Source organism: Corynebacterium aquilae DSM 44791 (genome assembly GCF_001941445.1).
GTDB lineage: Bacteria > Actinomycetota > Actinomycetes > Mycobacteriales > Mycobacteriaceae > Corynebacterium > Corynebacterium aquilae.
Genome location: NZ_CP009245.1, coordinates 2,275,420 through 2,294,852 on the forward strand (window position 1 = coordinate 2,275,420; position 19,433 = coordinate 2,294,852).

The window sequence follows — 19,433 nt, forward strand, 5'->3', positions numbered from 1 at the left end:
GTTTTCTCCGTTCAGTTACGCGCCGTAGCGCATAAGGTCAACCAATTCTCCGGTTGTGGGTTCGCCCTTTTCCAGGCGCTCCACGCGAACCGCGAGTCCGTCAACGTTGTTCAACGCATTAAGAATCACGTCCACATCTTCGCGTGTGTACGCCTTCTTGTTCGGCAACTCCACAGTGAGGGTCACGTCCCGGCCCGTCGCGGAATCCGCGTAGCCCCGGGCGGCCTTCGCTTCGAACTCCGCAAGGGCCGCGTTAGCCGAACGCACTGCTTCGGAATTAGCGCGGAGCGCGTCCGCGGAATACCGTTCGGAACGCTCCCCCGCTTCAAGGGCCTTGATTGTGTCCTCAAGCGGGCGAAGGGCTTCGTCCTGCTCCGCCTGTGTGCGAAGCCGTTCAAGGCCCGTGATTGCTTCGTCCCGTTCGCGCTCAAGGTCAAGGATTTGATTTTGATAATCAAGCGTCGCCTTAGCGCGGGACGCGTCACCTAGCTTCGAAGCACGAATAAGCGCTTCGCCGGCGGCTTCGTTGCCCATTGCGAATTGCGCGGCGGCACGGTCGATCACATCTTCCAGTTCGCGGAACTCTTGCGGGGACAGATTCGGAGCGAACTCCGAAGTCATAATCTCCCGGATAGCGTCCTTGTTCTTTTGAATGAGATCGTCATACGCCTTGCGCTCCGCCGTCCACGTGTTGTTAGCGGCTCCGAAGAACATCTTGCCGTCGCCGTCCCAATCCAACAGGCGGCCTAGACCGTTGCGGATTGTGGAACCTAGCGCGTCCCGTTCGCCCTGAACCTTCGCGTTCTCCGCCATGAGCGAAGTCAAGCGTTCAATTGCGAGCGCTTCACGGGAATCCATGCCATTCGAAGTTGCTTCCAACCCGGCTAGGCGACGCTGCTCCGCCGTCAACTTGCGCTGTAGCGCGGCCGCGTCAATCACGGCGAGCCTATGGGCGTAAACCGCCTTAATTTGCTCACGAACCGCTTCGCGTTCCTGCTTCGCGGCAAGAAGCTTCGCGGCGTTGACTTCGTGCTCAAGCGCCATGATTTCCGGGGTAATCTCCGCGACTCCGCGAAGCCTATCGGCCATAGCGTTCCGTTCGGCCCACCTATAGCGGTCATAGGCTCCGGAAAGATCGTCGAAGTCCCGGCGTGCGGACTTCGCCACCTTTTCGCGTTCCGCGGCGAGGGCTTCTTCCGCCTGTGCCACAGTAAGCGCGCCCGCAAGCTGTGCGCGGGCAACGTCCAGGTGAGCGATACGGATATTCCGGGCCGCCGCTTCCTGTTCGCGAACAGCGTTCATCACGGAGTATCGAAGGTTCTCCACGGCGAAGAATTGCTTCTCCGTCGCAACCGCCAATTCCCGCATGATCGCCTTATTCGCGGCGAACGCTTCCATAACCGCGGAGCGTGCGCGAAGTGCGGCGTTGACGAAGTGGTTCGCCATATCCCAGATAAGGTTGATCGCCTTAATGGCGAGGGCTACCTCCGCGTGCCCGGCGGCAACCGCGGCGGTTGCTACACCATCGCGAGCGGTCGCAAGGGCCTGTTCCGCGGCGGTCACCGCGTCCTTATCGTCCTTCCCGCGAGCTTCGCTAAGCGCCTGTTCCGCCTTCGTGACCTCCTCCGCGGCCTTCCGCTGGTTTGCGTAGGCCGTGTTCACCCCGTCAACGCCGTCCATAATTCCGCCGAATGTGGAGTTCAGAACGGACAATCCGGGGAGTTCGGAGACAGTAGAAAGAAGGTCGCGGGGAGCGGTCGCGCCAACCCACTTGCCAACGTTGGTTGCGCCGAAGTCCGCGGCGGCGTTGACAATGCGATTCGCAAGTTCATCGTTGCCGATCAACTGTCCCAGGGCAGCATAACCGAAGTCGCCACCGTCGAAGGCGCGGCGAATCTCACCCATAGCGGCGGACACAGTTTGCGGGCCAATCCTGTCCGCGGCGGCGACAATTTGCCGGGCGAGTTCGTCATTCCGGAGCAAGTCCGCAAGGGCTGCATAACCCATGTCCTTGCCTTCGAAGGCGCGAGTGATTTCCGTCCACGCGTCCCGGAAGTTGCGTTCGGAAACACTGTAGACACGATTCACAATCCAATTCGCGAATTGCTCATCTCCCAACAGATTCCCTAGCGCGGCGTAACCGTAATCCCCGCCTTCGAAGGCGCGGCGAACCTCGGCAATTGCCGCGTCAATATTTTCGCGGGAAAAGCCGTAGGCGCGGTTCACAACGTTCTTCGCTAGCTGATCGTCGCCAAGCACGTCCGCAAGCCGGGCGAAGCCGGAGTCCTTGCCGTCGAACGCGTCCCGAATCTCGCCTAGCGCAACTTCAATACCGCCGTTGCCCAAAACGTCCGCAATGGTCACTACGCGTTGAGCTAGGCGGGAATCGTCCAGCGCGTCCGAGAGTGCGGCGTAACCGAAGTCGCCACCCTTGAACGCAACCTTGACTTCTTCAAGGGCTGCTTCAAGGTTCTTCAAGGACAATCCGCCGGCGCGGTTCACAATGTGCTCCGCGAGCTTATCGTCCTCAAGGACGTTTGCGAGTGCGGCGTAACCGCCGTCCCGATCCTCAAGCGCCGTTTTAATCTCCACGATTGCCGCGGCAACGTCACCATTGCCGAAACTGTCCGCGAGGTTCACAACACGCCGGGCTAGTTCGCCGTCGTCCAAGATTTGTTCAAGGCGGCCATAACCCCAATCCCCGCCGCGGTAAGCGACGGCAATTTCTTCAACGGCTTCGGCAATGCCGTTCGTGCCCAACACGTCCGCAATATCGACAACGCGGCGGGCAAGGTAGCTGTTATTGAGCACTTCTTCAAGTGCCCCATAGCCCCAATCGCCACCACGGAACGCAACAACAACTTCGTGAATCGCGTCGATAAGATCCGTGATTCGTCCCAGTTTGCGCCACTGTCCGCCCGTGAACACCGGCTCCGGTTCGCCGGACTGGTTCACGGCAATGCCGTTATGGGGAAGCCACCCGCCGGAATCGTAAAGCTTCGCAATACCGGCCTTTACAAGGTCAATGACACCGCCACGTGAATAGCCGTGCCCGTGCCCCCACATTGTTGTGAGGTCTGAACCGTACCGCCACTTGTAATAGCGAAGCGCGGCGTTCATGTTTGCCCACGGGTCGGTTCGGTCATTCGGGAGGGTGGGGTCACGGTGATCCGCGAACGTGCCCGGGATAATTTGCAGAAGGCCCATACCCGCGGACGGGCCGGTACCGTTAATGTCCACAATTTCTTGAGCACGGTTCGGAATGCCCGCGGATTCGGATTGAATCTGCGCAATCATCGCATTGACCTGCGCGGGGTTATCCGCGTCGAATCCGTTGCGGCGCATGGCTGCAATCGCCATATCTCGCCAGGATTCTGCGTTGCCGGATACACCGCCGGCGGGCTGGTACTTATCTGCTTGACCACCTAGGAAGGTAACAACAGCGTCCTTCATTTTGTCGAAGGCTGCACGGGGCAACCCTCCAATGAGTCCGCCGAAGTTCGGGATTTTCTCCCCAATCGGGTCCAGCAATCCGCCAACAGCTTCCGCGACGCGTTGACGAAGCGACACGAACACGCCGCCAATGAATCCCTTCAACTGTTCAACCATTGTTGTGGGGTCGCCTAGCGGGGCCGCTGAAGCAATGTGCACGTGGTTGCGGTGCTCCATCATAAGCGGATATTTGTACCACCCCATGCCGTCGCCTTCGTCGCGGCCGTGCTTGACGTTGTGCGGGAAGGGGTGGTGAATGAGTTCAAGAAGGCCCTTGCCGTAATTCTCAAACATGAATTGGGCGGCCTGCTTCATCTCCGGTGTTCCCGCGTCCCCGCCGTTAGAGAAGTCAACGGCAAGGCCGGCCCCGTGATAATCGTTCGCGCCCGGCCTGTAGGTGTCCGTGATTGTCATCATGGGGAAGTAACGGTTCACAACACCAACAATGGAGTCAACAACACCGCCGTTCGCGTATCCGCCTAGGTGCTTGCGAACGCCTTCAACTCCACCCATACGGGCGGCGGCGTTCACGCCGTCAACCCAATGCGAACCCAACACGCGAGTTGCTTCGGGGCGAATAACCGCTTCGCCACCAGATAGGCCAATAGTCATACCCGTGCGCGGTTCCACGAACGTATAGGGATCGCGTCCGGGGGTGTAGCCGGGAAGCACGCCGCCCGTGTGGAAGCTTCCTAGCCACCCGGGGGTGTATGCCTGAACTTCGTCAAGCCCCACCCAACCGGCAACCTTATTCCACGCGGCAACAATGCCGTTATTGAATACCTGGTCAATCACAAACTTGATTGGCTTCGCGGCGGCGGCGCGAACCTTATCCCACAAGGAGGTGATTCCGTCCACGGCTGTGCCGAACGCGGACTTCACCACATCTAGCGCGATTGCGAGCGAGTCGAAAACGTTGGTTTTGATCCACTCGTAGCCGGAATGGAGTTGGTTTTTCAGCCAATCCCAGGTTCCGGAGATTGCGGAGGTAACGGAGTCCCAGATAATCCGCCACCCTTCAACCTCCTTATTCCAGGCCCAAAGAACCGCGTCTCGGACGAAGTTGTATCCGGCTTCTAGTGCGGAGGTGAGTTTAGACCAAGTATCGGAGACAAAAGAAGTTGCTTTTTCGAAGATAATCCGCCAACCTTCAACTTCTTTGTTCCACGCCCATAGAACCGCGTCGCGGACAATGTTATAACCGGACTGTAAAGCGCCGGTGAGTTTGTCCCACGCGAACCCTAAAGCGGAAGTCACGGCTTCGAAAATGATCCGCAAGCCTTCAATTTCCGTTTTGAAGGCGAAAACTACACCATCACGGATTAGGCCCCACGCCGCGGCGAGTTTGTCCTTAAGCCATTCGAAGCCGCCGGCGATAGAGTCCTTCACGGCAACGAAGGTGTCCCGGACGTTGAGCATGAATCCCATAATTTCCGGGTGCGCGTCCGGAGTGAACCACGCGAAGAAACTGGATAGGTCAACGCTAGTGATGGAATCCCACACTCCGGCGATTGCGGAGCCAATTCCCGCGAAGAAGTCCCCCACTCCGGAGAATGCTCCGGTGAAGGATTCCCACATCTTCCGGCCTGTTTCCGTCTTAGTGACGAAAACGGCGATAGCTCCAACAACCGCGCCAATTGCCAAAACAATCGCTCCCATAGGGTTCGCGAACATTGCGGTGTTCAACCCCATTTGGGCGGCTGTTTGCTGTAGGGTGCCCAACCTCCACGCCTTAAACAACGTGACCATTGTCTTAAGCTTGCCCGCAATGAACATGCCGGCCTGTGCCGTCTTAATCGCGGCGTAGGAAGCTGCAACACCTCCGGCGGCACCCGCAAGGACGGTAAGAAGGTCTTTATTCTCCGCGAGCTTCGCCCGGACTGTTTCAAGGTGCTTCGGGAGTTCGCCAACGATAACGGCGAACTTGTCAATCCCCTGTGTGACTGTGGGGGCAAGCCATTCATAAAGCGCTTGTTGCGCGGCTGCAATAGCGTTGCCCATACGATCCATCGCGCCGTTGAGTCCGGCAAGACCGGCGGCGGCTGTTTCGCCCGCGGAACCCTGTTTGTCCATCGCTCCGCGAAGTTCATTGAACGCGTCCGCACCTCCGGCAGCGGCGGCTGTTGCGAACTTCAAGCCCTGTGCGCCGAAGGCTGTTTGTGCCGCGGCGGTGAACGCCTGTTCGCTCATGCGGCCTTGCGCGTCCTTAAGCTGTTCGGACACGTCCGCGAAGCCCTTGAACTTGCCTTGAGCGTCGAACGCTTCAACGCCTAGTTCTTTGAACGCCTTCGCCGCTGCGTCCGAAGGGTTCGCCATAGCCGTCATTGCGGCGGCAAGGGTTGTACCGGCTCCGGAACCCTTAAGACCGTTGTTGGCGAAGATACCCAACATTGTGTTCGTGTCCTCAAGGGACACACCCAACGAAGCGGCCATAGGCGCGCCGTACTTAAGCGCTTCGCCTAGGTCTGTTACGTCCGTTGCCGCGCTGTTCGCGGTGTTCGTGAGAACGTCCGCAATGTGCGCCGCGTCCCCGGCGGACAATCCGAAGGCGTTGATTGCGGCGATTTGGAGTTCCGCCGCCTGGCCCGCGTCAATCTGTGCAGCGCCCGCCAACTGGATTGAACCTTTAGCCGCGTCCATTGATTCTTCAACAGACATGCCGCCTTTTGCAAGGGCGAGCATAGCGTCCGTTGCGGAAGCCGCCGAAGTGCCCGCAAGCTCCGTATCCTGACCAAGCTGCTTAGCCCGGTCGGAAACTTGCTTCATGGTTTCCGCGGAAGAACCCGTCACGGCCTTCAACGAACCCATGACCTTATCTAGCTCCATGCCGTTGCTAATTGCCCCGGACATGAATCCGCCAACACCCGTAAGCCCGGCGAAGGCTAGACCAATTCCGCCGGCCTTCTTCGCGATACCGGCAATGGAACCCGCTACCCCGTCCGCCTTCGAACTGTAGGAGTCAAGGTTTTTTTCGCCCGTCTTGAAGGCTTCGTTCGCCTGTTGCTGGGCAACTTTTAATTCGTTTTGACGGGTGGCAAGTGACTTCGAAGCGCGCTCCGTGTCGTTCGTTGCGCGCTTGTGGTCACGTTGAGCCTTCGCAAGATCCGCCTTCGCCTTCGCTACCTGCGTGGCGGTTGCGTTTTCTTTCTCAAGGACTTCGTTCAGTTTGATTTGGGCAACGCGAACCTTATCCGCGAGGTTCTTCTCTTTGTCGCGGGCGACTTCGATCCGCTTGCTTGCGGACTCAACTGCCTTCGAAGATTTCTCAACCGCCGCCGCGAGGGAGTCCCCTAGGGTTTTGCCCGCGTCCGCTCCGGCCTTCTTCGCCGTGCTATCAAGCTTGCCGAAGAAGTTCTTGAAGTCCGGGAGGATTGAGACAAAATAAGAATCAGTTTCCATAGGGGCCACCTCCGGCGGGGTTAGAGATTAAGAAGATATTCGAAGGCGGCTTCTTCGTCGCCTTCGTTGACGTGCCCGTAGGCGTTGCCGTTCGCGTCGTCCGGGGTCCACGGATACGGCTTGAACTTCGGGAAGTGAACTTCGCGGGCCTTCGTTGGGTTGTTCGATACCTGCAACAGTGCGGACACTGTTTGTAACTGCTGCACACATGACCACAGAAGGGCGCGCTCCATAGTCCACGCGGTGTTTTTCGTTTCCGGCTCCACTACGCGGTGAAGCGCGGAGTCCTCCGGAAGGTTGTCGATAAGAACACGGAGCTTCCGGGAGGTGATTTCACCGCGCCACCACGCGGCAACGTAGTCATAGCCGTAGTTGGCTATGAGTGCGGCTTCTACCGCTTCCGGCCACCGGGCGAGCGCTTCCGGGACTGGATTTTTCCCTGTCGCTTCGTCTCCTCCTCAATGAGAATGACGGCGAGGGTGAGCGGGTCAATCGGAGTGATTTTCGCCGCGGCTTCGACGAAGGCTTCCGCCTGTTCTCCGAACACCATTTCTAGGTATTCGTCGCGGTATTCGGACTGGGTGATAATACCCTCCGCGGAATCGTCGGAAAGCTGCTTCATGCGGTCGTTCCACTCCGCGCCCTGGTATGCGGGGTGGGTGATGTTGAAGGTTTCCGCGCCTACCTTCACCGGGATCGTGTCGCGAATGCCCAATTCTTCTTCACGCTTCGCAAGAAGCGCGTTCAAGTCGATTGCGCCGGGAACGTTGGTTTCGTTGGCTTTAGTAGCCATGTGGTTTCCTCCTGTGTAGAGAGAGTGTGTGTTAGGGATATGCGAAAACGGCGGGAACCGTTGTGTGTGGTTCCCGCCGCTTATTGGCTAGGTGTTAGCCGTCAATTTCTTCGTGCCAAGCGCCCGCGTCGCGAACTCCGGAAGTGCCTTCGTTCTTCGTGCCAACCTTGCCCGGCTGCCAACCCTCTTTGATCTCGCGCTGAATCGCGTAACCAAGCTTGCGGTCAATGGTCGCCTTGATGGTGAAGCCATACTTCACCGGCTCGCCCTTCTTGAAGTTCAGGTCCTCACGGGCGGTAATCTCCGCGTTCGGAAGGAAGAAGCGGCGAGCCTTATCGCCGTCCAGCACGTCGATACCAAGCCGGAACTTCATGGGCTTCGGAAGCTCCGCACCCTTCTTGAAGGTCACAACGCCGGAAGAATCGTCGAAGCTCATCTCGGACTCCGGCACGTTGTAGTGCAGTGCCGCGGCAATACCCGTACTAGACAGGAAGCCAACCTTGAAGGTCACTTCCTCCTTCGTGCAACGGGACAAAATGGTTCCGTTAGCGTTGAAGGGCTTAACCTCCGCGAACTCTTGTTCCAGAGTCTCCACAACGCCGGATTCCTCGATCCAGCCAAGAATTACCGCTTCCGCCGGGTACGCTCCCATGTTCGCGGCGGGGGCGTTAGCGGTTAGGGGCATGTAACGGGCCGCACCCGTCGAACCCATGAAAACAAGGTTTTCGTCATAGTTTTTATGCTCGTGAGCAACAATATCTGCCATGTTTTTCCCCTTCTAGGAAAAGTCAAGCCGGCAACGCTATGCGAATGGTAAACGCGTAGCGCCGAACGGCTTCGTTAATGTCCGGCCGGCGAATAGGCCGGCCAATGTCTTGAATGCGAAAAGCTCCGCGGCTACGGTGCATTAGCCATGAGCGGAGCCTATGGGCGAGGTCATGCGCTTCCCCGGAGTCCCACATCTCCGGGGTGACGAAGATTTCTAGATCAACGTCTTGCACGTCCACGCCTAGCGTGTTGAGGGCGGGCGAACGCGCCGCCGGCCCAATCTCGTGCACGTGAAGCGCGGGGAGCTTCGTTAGTTCGAAGCTGTGCGGAAGTTCTTCCGCGTACACGGGGAGTTTTGTTTCCGCGAGGGTGTCCACCAAGAAAAGAAGAACGTCATTCGCCACGGATCGCCCTTCGAAGCGCATTAGTGCGGCGGGTATCGTCCGTGCCAAACTCCTCCGCCTGTGAGGAGGACACAACACGCACCACGGCGCGGCCTTGCGGGCGAATATCTTCCTCCACGGTGTAGCGGGCTTCCCCGCCGGATTCGCGTGAAAGTTGCTCCGCCCGCTTGCGGCGTTCTTCCGCAACCTTAAGAAGGTGCTTCCGCAAGCTCCCCGTTTTGTTGGCGTTCCGCCAACGTTGTTCGTCTACTTTGCTAGCCATGAATCACCCCTAACTGTGCTTCCAGGTGGTGCACCTGTCCGTCTTTCCACGGGTCGGGCCACCTAGCGGGCGGGCCCAAAACGGCACACACCAACACCCCGCCGATACGAACACGGGACGCTTCGGAAAGCTCCGGAATGTCCGTACCCGGCGGGGTGAAAAGTTGTAGCGTTTGCGAAGCTTGCGGGCGCTCAACCGGCCCTTCGGACGAAGAAGAAGGTTGCACGGAAACTAGGAAGTCCACAGGCTCATATGTGGGTTGATCCCATGAGACCTTAGTCTCCGTTGAATACCGACTTCGGACTTCCCGCGGCTTCACAATTTCAAGGCGTTGATTGAAAATGATCCGCGGCGCGCTCATGGAATCGGCCCCAACTTGTATCGGTCAAGGACAACCCATTCCGTTGACTGTGGGGTAAGCGCCGAACCCGGAGGGCCTACGCTAATCCCGCCAACCTGATAGGAGCTAGACGTATCCGCGGAGCGTTCCGCCATAGCCATGCACACACCCATAAGTGGCGGGGCTTCGGGGAACCCGTGCGAAAAGTCCACAACTACGCGAGCGCCTTCGCGGGGGCAATCACGGAGCCATAGTTCTCCGTCCTCCCACGCGTCCGCACTGTCGGTTACGTCAACGCCGTCTACCGTAACCGCATGAACCTCCTCAACCCGTTTTGTGGGCAACAGGATAAGACGATCCCCGGCGGCGCGGAGGGTGATTGTCTCCCTCCGCACGGGCCATACGTGCCAACCCGCGAGCATGCGCACGGCTTCTACTGCTGTTTCAATGGCTTCCGCCGTGATTTTTTCGGTGGGGGTTAACCCGTGGTCGTTACTCATGGTGTTCTCCCCCTTGTGGGTTATTCCGCTTTCTTGCGAGGGCGGCGGGCCTTCGTTTCCGGGGTATGCGCCGGAGCCTTCGGAGTGCCTACCGGAACCGCGTCCGGCCAATGGCGTTCCATGTACTCCGGGGTCATTTGCATAGTGGTTACCCACCCGCCGGGAAGCTGAACTTCGTACTCATTCATGTGGATCACTCCGTGAGAGTGACCTTCACGAACGCGGCGGGAACGGGAACCATAAGGCCAAGTCGTTCTTCCGCACGCAAGGTCACAAGGTTGTTTTCGAAGTCCTTGTCGTTGGTGTTGGTGCTGTCCACACGAAGGCCGCCACGGCGGAGAATCGTTGCGCCCTGTCGGAACGCGCCAACAACGGCGGTGCCCTTCGGGACTGCGTTAGACACAACGGTTCGAAGGCCCCACACGGGCGGATCAACCATAATTCCGCCGTTGCCGTATTGGCCGGTGAACGGGCCGCCGGCGAGGTACTGGCCGTTGCCGTCCTTGGTGAGTCGCAGGTTCTGGTAGTCCGCCGGGTTGATTACAAGACCGTCGCCGGTGAGGTTCGTTGCGAGCGGAATCTTCGCGTTCGCTTCATAGATTTTGTCGAACCACTCATCTTTAGAAGCGGCTTCCACAGTCTGCACGCCGTCGCGCTCAAGAAGTCCCTTGAGGTTCGCGTTCGAACCGTCGCCGTTAAGAAGCTGCTTTTCCTCAAGGACGGAAAGTTCGTAGATCAGCTGATTGTTAATCCAGTCCGCCACGAAGCCGTAATCGGCAATCATTTCGTCCGTAAGCTTCGTGAGTGCCGCGACCTTAGACAGGGATTCGGACACAATATCGAAGTCCGCAAATTTGATGTAGGGCTTTTTCTCGCCCTCCTTCACGGTGTTCGCGGCTCCCTCCGCAATGCGGTTCGCCTTCTCCACCAGGTATTTGATGTTCGCGGAAGTCACGTTCGCGGAACCCATAAGGTCCGCAACGATAAGGCGCTCCCGGCGAGCGTTCACAATGGCGCGTTCGTAGGTGGTTCCCCAACCGTCAACCAGGTTCGCCGGGGTTTTTGCCGGATCGTCCGCGTTCTTGCTGAACTCCGGGGCGGCAATGCTCATCTGGTTTCCGGCGGCCTGCTTCACCAGGTTCTCGCCGGCGGCCTTCACGAAGTGCTCACCAAGGGAACGGGCCGGGGCTTCCGCTTCCTTCTCCTTCGGGGCTTCGTCGCCGCCGCCAAGGTTCTTCAAGCGGTTAACAACCGCGTTACGCTCCCGCGCTTCCTTGATTTCAAGGTCAATCGCGTCCACCCTATCCAGGGCGGATTTAACCTCCGCGAGCTGATCCGCGGTCATGTTGTCGCCGTAGCTTTCCTGCAAGTCGCGTGCGGCCTTCATTGCCGCGGCGCGCTGTTCCTTCAAGTTCATTCTTGATTCCTTTCTAGGAGTGCGAAGCGCGCCTTCAACGCGTTCGCGGTTGTTTCGTCAACGGGTTCCCCGCTGTCCGGTTCGTGCTGAACCGTGTTGTCTGTGACGTGAACTTCCACTCCGGCGGCTTCCATTTGCCGCAACAGGTTCAGAACGTCCGCCTTCGTATACGCGTCCTTTGTGGGGAGCTCTAGACGAAGGCGGCGATCCTGTTTCACGTCAAGGATTTCCGTCGCCTGGTTTGCGCCGATAGGCACAACGGAAACTTCGTAGAGTTTCACTTCGGAGATTAGGAACGGGTCGCCGGGTTCGTCGCCGGCGTGTGCGCCCTTCACCACGTCGAAGGCGAAGCTCATTTGAGTGAGTCGCCCGTCCTTCATAAGCCGGTAGACCTGTGCGGCCTTCGGGTTATCTAGATCAAGACGGGCACGAACCTTAAGTCCATGTTCATCTTCTTCCGCGTGAAGAACCGTTCCAATGTTGGAAAACGGATCTCCGAAGTCATGCCCATACAGCACGGGGAGCACGTCGCCGGAAGTTTCTTTACGCTGTTCCCACTCCGCGAGAGTGTTCGCGAAGGCCCCGGCTACCATCACGTCGCCGTAGCTGTCCCTATTTCCGAACACGGACGCGTAGGCGACGAACTCGCCGTCCCCTAGCTCCGTATCGCCGTCCGCGACGGCCTTCACCTTCGCGTGTGCGTTCTTTGTTCTCATGGGTGTTCCTCCCTTCGTAATTTCTTCAACTTCGGGAGGGTTCTTGTACCACCCGCGAATGTTGTCAATCGTTTCCGCCGAACGGCCCTCCGCCATAGCCCGGCGAACACATTCGTCCTCCCCCGGGTCAAGGACGTGAAGCTTCGCGCCTATTGCGGCGAATGCCTTGAGAATCCCCGGCGGGGGAGCCGTGTTCACTACCCACGCGTCCGCGACAGGTGTTGCCGGGTCTAGTAGGTAGCCGGTCATAGCGCGCCGCATGGCGAGCGCAAGGCCGGTCACGTCCGGGTTGAAGTCCCGCTCCCCGCGCTCCACGCCGGCGAGGGTGGCGGCAATGTGATCGAAGTCGAAGCGGGGAACGCCCGGCGGCGCGTTCTGCTCAACGAAGCTTGATTTGCCGGAGCACGGGGGGCCAATAACTAGATGAATCATGCGCCCAAACCTTCGTGAACTACCGTTGTTTCAAGTCCACGTTCCGCAAGACGTTCCGCGAGGAAGTCCGCGACAGCAACGGCGCGGTTACGGCCCTCCGGGGACACACACGCGACAGTTAGGGGAGCGCTACCCATAGACCGGCAAGCGCGGCGTTGCACGTCCCGCACAATGTGCGTTAGCCAACGAATCGTTCCGGGGTGGTAGTTGAGCACATAATCCGCAACGTGGGGGTGTGTGCCGTTGAACTCCCGAAGCGATTCCGGGGCGGGCTGTAGCGAACCGCAATCAACAACCGCGTCCGCCGGGGTGGCGTGACCTTTTGCGCTAGATGTAATAAGAATCATTTAGGCCCCTCCACTTCCGGAAGCGTGTCGCGTTCGTCGCCACTGTTATCCATGTTCAACGGGCGAAGAAGACGATCCCCGCCGTCAATCGCGGTTAGGTTATTCATGGCGCGTGCTTCGTTAGGAGTCATCCACGGAGCGCCAACAGCCGCCGAAGTCACCGCGGCTTTTTCTTCGAAGCTTGCGCGGAGCTTTTCGTCTAGGTTGAACTCCACGTACACGCCGGAGGGAGCGCCAATCATGGGAAGAAGGAACACGTTGAACGCGTCCTCAAGCTTCTTAATCAACGGGCCTAGTGAATCGCCGTACAACATCTTGCGGAACTCACGAACGTTCGAATAATTCGCGTTATCCAGCAAGCCAACCATTGTCGGATTGACGTGATACACACTCGCCACAGTCGCAAGCGACAGCTTCGCCACGTCAACGAACTGTTCGTCGTTAGCCTTAAGGTGCATGGGCTTGAACGTCATGCCGTCCTCAAGAACGGGTGTGCCACCCGCGCCGGAGCCGGTCGAAGCGTAAACAGTTGCCCACGATTGTTTAAACCGTTGCCGGGCTACCTGATCCCAATTCGCGCCTTGCGGACGTTCAATCACGCCGGAGATACGCGGCCCCTTATCCCACAACTGTCCGCGATACCTAGCCGCGTTCAACTGTTCGCGAAGTGTTGCCTTGAGCGCGTCAACCGGGGAAGTCCCCCGCTTAAACGTGCCCGGCGCATAACCGTGAAGATGGATAAGGCGCTCCGCGGGAAGCTCCACGCGTTGCCCGTTATCGTCCGCGACAATGACGGATTTCAACGTCCACCTATCCCGCCACTTCTTCGCCTGAATCCATGTAGGGGGAATAGGCAAAACTTCCGGGGTGCCGGGGCCGTCTTGAACCGCTAGGAAACATTCGTCATAAAGACACAGGTCAAGAACGGCTGAATAGATCACGTCGAACATGAGTTGCGAGGAATTAGCCCGCTTCAACAGGCGGGGAAGGTCGCCTTCGCGAAGGCGTGTTCTTCCCCCGTCCGCTTCCCGCTTGTACGCGTGCAGCGACACACTAGCGATATTGCGGGCGATAAAGTCCGTGACGGTCCGCAAGTACGGCTGTTCCCGCCACAGTTGTTCAACGCTCATGTTGTTGACGTTGTCCGCGAGTGCGCCATAAATAGGCGCGGCGAGATAATCCGCCGGCGGGGGTTCAAGGGTGGCAGGGCGAAGCCCCAACTTTTCAAGCAATCCCATGCGGCCCCCTTTCCTTCGGGGTGGTTTAAACGATAAGAACTCCGGAATCTTCGGAGTCCACTTCCTCTAGTGGTGTGTCGAAGTCCTCCGCCGAATACGCGCTCACGAAGCCGTCCTCCGGCGGGTAGCGGAGAAGCCACCACGCGATATTGACGGCGATAAGCGGCGAAGGATCGGCCATAGACTTCCCGCGATCCCAAAAGAACAAGTCGCCGTAGCGACGTTCCCGAATGCCTAGCGCTGATTCCGTCAACGCCGGCTGTTTGAGATAGTGAATCGTCCCTTCGCGAAGCGAGTCATAAAACCCGATAACCGCCTTCGACATGTCGGAACCTTGCCACGGAATAACCGTGATTCCCGCGTCCTCAAGAAGCGGGGCAAGTGTTGCCGAAGGCGCGCCCTTGACCTGTAGGGCAACCTCCCCGTTGAACCATGAGCCACGGCGAGCGTTAAGCCAATCCGCAACCCACCTAAAACCGGCGCGAACCGCAACCACTTCAACGTGTGTGCGCCCGTCCTCACGTTCACCGGCAACAGCGATAGACGTAAAAGTGCCGTCCGGGGCAACGTCAATGCCTACGGCAAGGGGCGAGTCCTCCGCAATGGCGGACGCTTCATCTATGTTCTTTTCCCACAGGCCGGGGTGAATCTTGCCTTGCTCCGTGTGTTCCACCCATTGACATAGGTGTTCCGTTCGGAATCCGTCCGGGTCGGAGGTGTCCGCCGCGGTAGCGCGGAGCGTGCTTTCGCTAATCGCCCCGTACCCCATTGACGGGTTAGCTTCCGCGTAACCGTCAACATCGTGAATGTCCCGTTCCGGAAGTGCTGACCATTCAAACAAGGCTGTTTGAGTGTCCGCCGTGTTCCCGGCTTCAATGCGGGCGATTGCCTTCGTGCGTTGATCGCGGAGCACAACGGAGCGTTTATCGCCCGCGTTCGAAAAGCCCCACACCTGGGAGCGGGGCCGGGCAATCGACGTAGGAACGGCGGCCTTCCACCCTTCATAGGTGAGATGTTCACGGAGTTCGTCTAGGAACACCATGTCCGCCGATAGGGAGCGCCCGCCGCCACGGTCGTTCACCGCGACGCGCCATGTGGGGAGGTTGCTTTTCAGTTTGTCTAGGGCTTCGGGAACCGGGGCCATTTTCAACGCGAAGTGGTTCGCGCCATTCACGCGGCTAATCCATGCCCCGTTGAACGCGCCGGAATCGTCGCGGGGATTGTCCTTGAGGAACTGACGAAGCACCGGATTGAACGCGGCGAGTTTGAACGCTTCCTCAAGGGTGGCAACAGCCACGCCTAGAGTCTGTGCGGTTGAAACAATTTCGCCCGCGCCATAAACGAACAACCGCCACAGGCCCAAGACCTTCATCACGGTTGTTTTGCCGTTCTGCCTAGCCACAAGCACAAGCACCGTCTTGAAGCGGAACTCCCCCTCCGGGGTGAGTTCTAAACCGTGCTTGAGTAGCCACTCTTGCCAGGGATACAAGTCCACGCCGATAAGGCGAGCGAACTCACACGCGGCGAAGCCCGCCGAAGTCTCCGGGGTGAGTTCCCGAAGTGGCGGCGTAAAAATACGCGGTTCCGTATTGCCCTTGCGCGGCTCACTCATTGCTACTAGCGGCGCGAAGAAGCTGGATCACGTTCGCCGGCTGCTTCGAAGCTGTGCGGGCTTCCGCCTTCGATTCTTCCGCCGCCTGTTTAATCTCGCCGCGAGCTTCCGGAGTGCAACCCAACACCGTCAACTGTTTAAGAAGGTGCGGCATAAGGTACATGACCTTAGTTTTTTCCGCCCTGTCCGCTTCGTAATCCTCAAGCGTTTCGTCAATGGTTTGAGCGATTGAGCGCGCCATGACTACCGCCGCGTTATCCGCCGGGGTAATCGCGTCCCCGCGGGCTTCGATGGACTCAATGACGGCTGTTTCCAGGTGTCCAACGTGGTCTAAATCGCTCATAGTTTGTTCCTTCGGTTAGCTCCGTGCCCTCCCGCTATGGGTGGTGGTTTTTTGTGTGGGGAGAAAAGACAGCTCCGGCCCTCCTTGTCCTGGGGCTGGTTTCGGGCCCGTGATTTTTAGGCCCCCTCCCCACCCTTTTGACCTGGGGTTTTGTGTTTTGCGGGTTTTGGGTGTGGTTTGTGTCACCATCTTCGGGAGTTTTGCCCTAGTGGTGGGTGTGGTGGGTTGTCTTTTCTCGCCCGGTTGCATGAAACGTGCGCGGGCCGGAAGTTTGTGGGGTCTAGTTCTAGGTCTGGTCGCTGTTTTGTGCTGATTGCGTGATCGATATCTAGCGCGTTTGGGGTGTTTGGTGGCGCTAGGTAGTCGATTGGTTGGGCGCATAGCCAGCATGGGAGGTTTTGTTCGCGGTATTCGCGGCGTGTTTGTTTGCGTAGTTGTTTTGCGGCGTGTGTTTCGGTGAATGGAATTGTGTTCTCCCCTGTTTGTTGGGGGTGGTTTGTGTTGGGGGCCGCGGGCAACGGTGGTATTGGCGCTTAGGGCGAAAGATGTTCCCCGCTCCCACTCGTTTAAGGGCGCTTTCCACGGTGTGCGTTTTTTACCCTAGGCACCTGCGGCCCCCTGATCCTGATCCGTGAGTGCTGCTAACTCACAACGCAAAAACCCCCGCGTTCACCTTGTGGTGAACATGGGGGTTGCGTTGTGACGTAGTATATCAGACCCTGTGACAGTTTGGTTGTTTTTGCTGGTTAGTGTGGGTTTAGGTGTTGGGTGCGCGGGTTGCGGCGTGCGCTACGACTTGCCCCACTATGTAGTGTGCGCGCCCGTCAATGAGTGTTGAGTCAATGTGTCCGCGTTTTGCCCATTGCCGAAGCTGTTGGCGTGTGAGTGTGAAGCCTTGTTGCGCTGCTTGTTGGATTACGACTTCGGAGCGTTGTGGTTTTTCTCCTTCGCTCATTGTTGGTGCGCCTGTGTAGTGCTCAATCTCCCGGGCTTGTTCGTGCAGTTCGTCTATAAGGTCTGCTAGCCAGTCGATAGAGTCCGCGATTCGTTGGGCGTGTGCTGCAATCCATTCCGCGAGTGATGAACCGCGGGGAAGGAACAGTTGTTGCGGGTTGATTGTGGTGGCGAGGTCGCGGACTATCTCTAGGAGTTGGAGCGATAGGTCTGCGTCTAGGTGGAGGGCCCACCCTGTAGCGGGGGGTCTAGGGCCGGGGGGTGGGGGTGTGGTGTGCACTTCGGGGGGTGTGCGTGTGTATTTGGCGCGGTCTAGTGCCCGGTATGCCCTGGCTAGTCTGTGTGCGGCCTGTTGGAGTTCAAGCGCTCCTACCATTGAGCACCCCCACCCAGTAGGCGATTTTTTCTAGGCGGAGGTCGCCCCATTCGTCTAGGAGGTCGCCGGACGCGTCATGTACTTGTACGTAGGGGGCGACTGTGATCCCTTTTGCGCGGAGTTCGTCCGCTAGTTCCGGGGTGATTGTTTCCTCAATGATGGGGGCGTTGTTGCGAAGGAGTCGTTGTTTAGTAGCCCGGCATTTTTGGCAGTGGGGGGTGCTAAACACGGTGAAGGTTAGGGGCTGTGGTTCGGTCACTGATCGTTGTCCTTTTCTTCGAAGCGGCCGTCATAGTGGCGGCAAAAAAGAATCGCCGCGGCGATCAATGTCGCGACGGCGAGAATGTTTAAGATTTCGTCTACCACTGGTTGCCCCTCCGGAAGTGGTTCGGGTTGAGCATGAGAAGCGGGGGAATATCGTGGTCAACTGCTCCGGTTGCGGTTACTCCGTCCGCGGTTCTGACTGTGATAACCGGATAGCTGTTCTTTTCGCCCGTTATGCGAACGCTTACGATCCGCCCGTAGTCGTCTTGAAGGACTTCGCCAAGAAGCTTCGCGGCGCGTTCGTTGTTCACAGTGGGAACGGGACTTTTGGATTCGTCCCACGAAGGCGCGGTGATGTGGTCAACAATGGCGCGGAACTCTTGAAGCTGTTCCCCGCGGAGGGTTGAGCGGAGTTCTTCAACCGGACCGTTGAGCGCGGGGTGATAGTCCGGGGAGTCCTTGCGCGTGTAGTTGCATAGGGAAAGCTCTAGTTCGTTCGTGGTGCCGGAGACTTCGAAGATGGTGTCCTCCCCTGTGCGGGGGGCGTTCTCAAAAGTGAGTGTGTAGCCGTCCGGCCACGCTTCGAAGTGCTCAACCTCCGCCGGTTCGCGTGCAGGTGCAACGAAGCCCTTCAGGTGGTGTGCGGCGATTCCGATCAGTTCCGCGAGGTGTTGCGGGGTGAGTTCAATTTCCGCTTCCTCCCCGTCATGTCCCCATACCGCGAGCGTTGCAAGCTTTGGGCCGTGCTGAATGTAGTCTATCGCGACTGTTTTCCGCATTCCCGGGGATATGGTGTCGAAGCTGTAGCGGCCCCGGTAGAAGGCGCCTTCTAGCGCTTCCATGAGTTCATAGTTAATCGTGGTCATTCTTCTTCGTCCTTGAGAGTTATGGATATGTCGCGCCCGCCGGCGATAGCGAGGATCTTCCCGATCACCACTAGAAGCCCAATCTTTTGTAGCTGGTTGTCTTGCCGGTTTTGGTAGACGTGCCACGCGGCGAGCCATAGCGCGGCGGTAGATATAAGAAGCGGGATATGTTCGTCCAGGCGAATCGCGATATAGGCGGTGAAGGCGATGGACAGCACGTTCGCGAGGAACACGTCCTTCGCCATTCGTTCGCGTTGCGGTTGTCCGTGAATCTGGTTGATTAGATCCTTTTCTAGGGTGATTCTCATTGCAGGCTCCGCCCGTGTTGTGCGCACTGTTCGAACGCGTCCGCAAGGCGTTCAAGGTCTTTGCGTGTCACGTCGAAGTAGAACTCACCTGGATTCGTGGCAAAACTAATAGCCGCAATACCTCCCGAACACCATGCGACGAACTCCCATTCGTGGGGGTCATACAGCCCCCTTACACGGCGAACTGCTTGAAGTTCTCCTTCATAGCCCTTCTCATGTGCGTCAAGTTTTTGCAGAAGTTCGCGAATTGTTTCCGCGAATGCTTTCCACATGTCCGGGGTGGGGTTCGTTTCAAACTGGTATGTATGGAACAAAACGTCTAGAAGCGGCTTCCCGTCATAGGTTCCTAGCTCTATACGAACTTCATCTCCTTTTATTGACGGCCTGAAAGTTGTTAGCGCGTTCCGGGGGTTCATGTGTGTTAGCTCCTTCGTGTGGTGAAGATTCCGTCCACCGCGGCAAGACCGCCGGCGAAGGCTATCCCCATGAGCGCAAGGCCCAACAGGTTTAGCGGGACGTTGAACAGGCCCCACGCAAGGGTGAGGGCGGCGGCGACGGCAACAAAGATTCGGTAAGTAGTTGAAGTGCTGTGGGGCATGATT

General features: G+C 58.3%; 20 protein-coding genes. All 20 read right to left on the minus strand.

The features are described from left to right. Positions 1-15: 15 nt before the first annotated feature. On the minus strand, positions 16-6,891 hold the full coding sequence (locus CAQU_RS09555; RefSeq protein ID WP_075727235.1) for a phage tail tape measure protein: 6,876 nt from the start codon (positions 6,889-6,891) through the stop codon (positions 16-18). Positions 6,892-6,911: 20 nt separating this feature from the next. Then, positions 6,912-7,079, minus strand: a complete 168-nt coding sequence (locus CAQU_RS12440) for a hypothetical protein (RefSeq protein WP_157108985.1) — start codon at positions 7,077-7,079, stop codon at positions 6,912-6,914. 203 nt (positions 7,080-7,282) lie between these two features. Then, entirely contained in the window at positions 7,283-7,684 is a 402-nt protein-coding gene (locus tag CAQU_RS09565; RefSeq protein WP_075727239.1) for a hypothetical protein, read from the minus strand. 94 nt (positions 7,685-7,778) lie between these two features. After that, positions 7,779-8,450 carry a hypothetical protein gene (locus tag CAQU_RS09570; RefSeq protein ID WP_075727241.1) on the minus strand — a complete coding sequence of 224 codons (672 nt, stop codon included), beginning with the start codon at positions 8,448-8,450 and terminating at the stop codon, positions 7,779-7,781. 22 nt (positions 8,451-8,472) lie between these two features. After that, complete coding sequence (locus tag CAQU_RS09575; RefSeq protein WP_084563004.1) at positions 8,473-8,856, minus strand: hypothetical protein; 384 nt, start codon at positions 8,854-8,856, stop codon at positions 8,473-8,475. Next, a complete protein-coding gene (locus tag CAQU_RS09580) occupies positions 8,846-9,118 on the minus strand; it encodes a hypothetical protein (RefSeq protein ID WP_075727245.1) in 273 nt (90 codons plus the stop codon). Before CAQU_RS09580 ends, CAQU_RS09575 begins: the two co-directional genes overlap by 11 nt. 357 nt (positions 9,119-9,475) lie before the next feature. Then, a complete protein-coding gene (locus tag CAQU_RS09590) occupies positions 9,476-9,958 on the minus strand; it encodes a hypothetical protein (protein WP_075727249.1) in 483 nt (160 codons plus the stop codon). Positions 9,959-9,978: 20 nt separating this feature from the next. Next, the gene (locus CAQU_RS12720; protein WP_157108986.1) at positions 9,979-10,146 is read right to left on the minus strand and encodes a hypothetical protein; all 168 of its coding nucleotides are present in this window, start codon (positions 10,144-10,146) and stop codon (positions 9,979-9,981) included. A gap of 5 nt (positions 10,147-10,151) precedes the next feature. Then, on the minus strand, positions 10,152-11,375 hold the full coding sequence (locus CAQU_RS09595) for a phage major capsid protein (RefSeq protein ID WP_075727251.1): 1,224 nt from the start codon (positions 11,373-11,375) through the stop codon (positions 10,152-10,154). Further along, the gene (locus tag CAQU_RS12965; protein WP_075727253.1) at positions 11,372-12,523 is read right to left on the minus strand and encodes an HK97 family phage prohead protease; all 1,152 of its coding nucleotides are present in this window, start codon (positions 12,521-12,523) and stop codon (positions 11,372-11,374) included. Before CAQU_RS12965 ends, CAQU_RS09595 begins: the two co-directional genes overlap by 4 nt. Continuing rightward, positions 12,520-12,870, minus strand: a complete 351-nt coding sequence (locus CAQU_RS13285) for a RapZ C-terminal domain-containing protein (RefSeq protein ID WP_157108987.1) — start codon at positions 12,868-12,870, stop codon at positions 12,520-12,522. Before CAQU_RS13285 ends, CAQU_RS12965 begins: the two co-directional genes overlap by 4 nt. Next, entirely contained in the window at positions 12,867-14,108 is a 1,242-nt protein-coding gene (locus CAQU_RS09605) for a phage portal protein (RefSeq protein WP_075727255.1), read from the minus strand. Before CAQU_RS09605 ends, CAQU_RS13285 begins: the two co-directional genes overlap by 4 nt. A 25-nt stretch (positions 14,109-14,133) precedes the next feature. Beyond that, complete coding sequence (locus CAQU_RS09610; RefSeq protein ID WP_084563006.1) at positions 14,134-15,720, minus strand: terminase; 1,587 nt, start codon at positions 15,718-15,720, stop codon at positions 14,134-14,136. Then, positions 15,713-16,063 (minus strand): terminase small subunit, encoded by a 351-nt coding sequence (locus CAQU_RS09615; protein ID WP_075727257.1) that lies wholly within the window; start codon positions 16,061-16,063, stop codon positions 15,713-15,715. The genes CAQU_RS09610 and CAQU_RS09615 overlap by 8 nt, the downstream gene beginning before the upstream one ends. 182 nt (positions 16,064-16,245) lie before the next feature. After that, complete coding sequence (locus CAQU_RS13290; RefSeq protein ID WP_425429693.1) at positions 16,246-16,581, minus strand: HNH endonuclease; 336 nt, start codon at positions 16,579-16,581, stop codon at positions 16,246-16,248. A 795-nt stretch (positions 16,582-17,376) separates the two neighbouring features. Beyond that, complete coding sequence (locus CAQU_RS09625; protein WP_075727259.1) at positions 17,377-17,652, minus strand: glutaredoxin family protein; 276 nt, start codon at positions 17,650-17,652, stop codon at positions 17,377-17,379. A gap of 100 nt (positions 17,653-17,752) precedes the next feature. Continuing rightward, positions 17,753-18,523 (minus strand): hypothetical protein, encoded by a 771-nt coding sequence (locus CAQU_RS09630; protein ID WP_075727261.1) that lies wholly within the window; start codon positions 18,521-18,523, stop codon positions 17,753-17,755. Further along, positions 18,520-18,831 carry a hypothetical protein gene (locus tag CAQU_RS09635; protein WP_075727263.1) on the minus strand — a complete coding sequence of 104 codons (312 nt, stop codon included), beginning with the start codon at positions 18,829-18,831 and terminating at the stop codon, positions 18,520-18,522. Before CAQU_RS09635 ends, CAQU_RS09630 begins: the two co-directional genes overlap by 4 nt. Beyond that, entirely contained in the window at positions 18,828-19,247 is a 420-nt protein-coding gene (locus tag CAQU_RS09640; RefSeq protein ID WP_075727265.1) for a hypothetical protein, read from the minus strand. Before CAQU_RS09640 ends, CAQU_RS09635 begins: the two co-directional genes overlap by 4 nt. 5 nt (positions 19,248-19,252) lie before the next feature. Beyond that, positions 19,253-19,429, minus strand: coding sequence for a hypothetical protein (locus CAQU_RS13115; protein WP_245797251.1), 177 nt, complete (start codon positions 19,427-19,429; stop codon positions 19,253-19,255). Positions 19,430-19,433 lie beyond the last annotated feature (4 nt).

Coding starts and splice junctions, on each gene's coding strand:
- CAQU_RS12965 (WP_075727253.1), bottom strand. CDS start 12,523: ATGATTCATCTAGTTATTGGCCCCCCGTGCTCCGGCAAATCAAGCTTC.
- CAQU_RS09590 (WP_075727249.1), bottom strand. CDS start 9,958: ATGAGTAACGACCACGGGTTAACCCCCACCGAAAAAATCACGGCGGAA.
- CAQU_RS09580 (WP_075727245.1), bottom strand. CDS start 9,118: ATGGCTAGCAAAGTAGACGAACAACGTTGGCGGAACGCCAACAAAACG.
- CAQU_RS09615 (WP_075727257.1), bottom strand. CDS start 16,063: ATGAGCGATTTAGACCACGTTGGACACCTGGAAACAGCCGTCATTGAG.
- CAQU_RS09570 (WP_075727241.1), bottom strand. CDS start 8,450: ATGGCAGATATTGTTGCTCACGAGCATAAAAACTATGACGAAAACCTT.
- CAQU_RS09640 (WP_075727265.1), bottom strand. CDS start 19,247: ATGAACCCCCGGAACGCGCTAACAACTTTCAGGCCGTCAATAAAAGGA.
- CAQU_RS09605 (WP_075727255.1), bottom strand. CDS start 14,108: ATGGGATTGCTTGAAAAGTTGGGGCTTCGCCCTGCCACCCTTGAACCC.
- CAQU_RS09555 (WP_075727235.1), bottom strand. CDS start 6,891: ATGGAAACTGATTCTTATTTTGTCTCAATCCTCCCGGACTTCAAGAAC.
- CAQU_RS09630 (WP_075727261.1), bottom strand. CDS start 18,523: ATGACCACGATTAACTATGAACTCATGGAAGCGCTAGAAGGCGCCTTC.
- CAQU_RS13115 (WP_245797251.1), bottom strand. CDS start 19,429: ATGCCCCACAGCACTTCAACTACTTACCGAATCTTTGTTGCCGTCGCC.
- CAQU_RS09610 (WP_084563006.1), bottom strand. CDS start 15,720: ATGAGTGAGCCGCGCAAGGGCAATACGGAACCGCGTATTTTTACGCCG.
- CAQU_RS09565 (WP_075727239.1), bottom strand. CDS start 7,684: ATGGCTACTAAAGCCAACGAAACCAACGTTCCCGGCGCAATCGACTTG.
- CAQU_RS12720 (WP_157108986.1), bottom strand. CDS start 10,146: ATGAATGAGTACGAAGTTCAGCTTCCCGGCGGGTGGGTAACCACTATG.
- CAQU_RS13285 (WP_157108987.1), bottom strand. CDS start 12,870: ATGATTCTTATTACATCTAGCGCAAAAGGTCACGCCACCCCGGCGGAC.
- CAQU_RS09595 (WP_075727251.1), bottom strand. CDS start 11,375: ATGAACTTGAAGGAACAGCGCGCCGCGGCAATGAAGGCCGCACGCGAC.
- CAQU_RS09635 (WP_075727263.1), bottom strand. CDS start 18,831: ATGAGAATCACCCTAGAAAAGGATCTAATCAACCAGATTCACGGACAA.